Below are 1,290 nucleotides of genomic sequence, written 5' to 3' on the forward strand. Positions count from 1 at the left end.
TGGTGTAGCCCCCTGAAGAGTCGGACAGGCTCGTTCAGCTAGAAAGCGAGTCTGACGATGGAGAAGAAAATCCAAGAGGGAGCCGAGGAGAGCAGGCGTCGTCGCCGGTACTCGGCGGAGGAGAAGCTGCGCTTGGTGGCCGAGAGTGAGGCGCCAGGCAGTAGCGTCTCCCTGGTGGCCCGCAAGTACGGCATCAACGCCAGCCTGCTGTTCCGGTGGCGGCAGTTGAAGGAGTCGGGCGGCGTGTCGGGGCTGCAGGCTGGCGAAGCCGTGGTGCCCGAGTCCGAGGTGCAGGCGCTCAAGCTCCAGGTGCGCGAGTTGCAGCGGCTTTTGGGCAAGAAGACGCAGGAGGCCGAAATCCTCCGGGACGCCGTGGAGCTGGCGCGCGAAAAAAAACTACTGTCGCCCGCGGCCTTGTCCAAGCTGGGAGGCATTCTGTGAGTGCGGTGGCCCGGGCCCTCGCGGTCGCCCGTTCCACGCTGCACCGCCCCCTTTCCCCTCGGCAGCCCCGTCGCCCGGACGCCCAGGCCGACGCCGAGGTCCTCGAGGAGCTCAAGGCCGTCGTCGGGCAGCGAGCCACCTACGGTTACCGCAGGGCGTGCGCTGTCCTCAACCGGCAGCGCCGGGCCGAGAGCAAGCCCGTCGTGAACCCCAAGCGCGCCTACCGCCTCATGCGCCAAGGCCAGTTGCTGCTGCAGCGCCATCGCGGCAAGCCGACGCGGACCCACGAGGGCCAGGTGATGACGCTCAAGTCCAACCTGCGCTGGTGCTCCGACGGCTTCGAGGTGCGCTGCTGGAATGGCGAGCGCGTCCATGTCGCCTTCAGCCTCGACTGCTGCGACCGCGAAGCCATCGCCTTCCAGGCCGCCGCCCAGCCGCCTACCGCGCTCACCATCCAGGACCTGATGGTCGAGACACTCGAGGCCCGCTTCGGCCCGGGTACCGCCAAGGCGCCCCACCCGGTGGAGTGGCTGTCGGACAACGGCCCCGTCTACACCGCCAAGGACACCCGCGACTTCGGCTTGGGCCTCGGCCTGCGGGTGTGCACCACGCCCTCGTACTCCCCCCAGAGCAACGGTATGGCCGAGGCCTTCGTGAAGACCTTCAAGCGCGATTACGTGTATGTCAACGAGCTGCTCTCGGCTGTCCACGTCCTGGCGCATCTGCCCGCCTGGTTCGACGACTACAACCGCTGCCACCCGCATCGGGGCCTCAAGATGAAGTCACCCCACGAGTTCCGTACTGCTAACTCTCAACCTTGAGCTGTCCGATTTGACGGGGGCAACTCCA

The 1,290-nt window shown here is 67.1% G+C and carries 1 protein-coding gene; it reads left to right on the plus strand.

The genetic code is table 11. The annotated features are described in order from the left end of the window. Positions 1 to 57: 57 nt before the first annotated feature. Positions 58 to 1,262 (plus strand): IS3 family transposase gene (locus D7X74_RS41945; protein WP_370450871.1). Its coding sequence is split into 2 segments (ribosomal slippage): positions 58 to 420 and positions 423 to 1,262, totalling 1,203 coding nucleotides; the frame shifts between segments, so codons are not numbered across the junction. Positions 1,263 to 1,290: the final 28 nt, after the last annotated feature.

It is taken from the genome of Corallococcus sp. CA047B, from assembly GCF_003612065.1.
Classification (GTDB): domain Bacteria; phylum Myxococcota; class Myxococcia; order Myxococcales; family Myxococcaceae; genus Corallococcus; species Corallococcus praedator.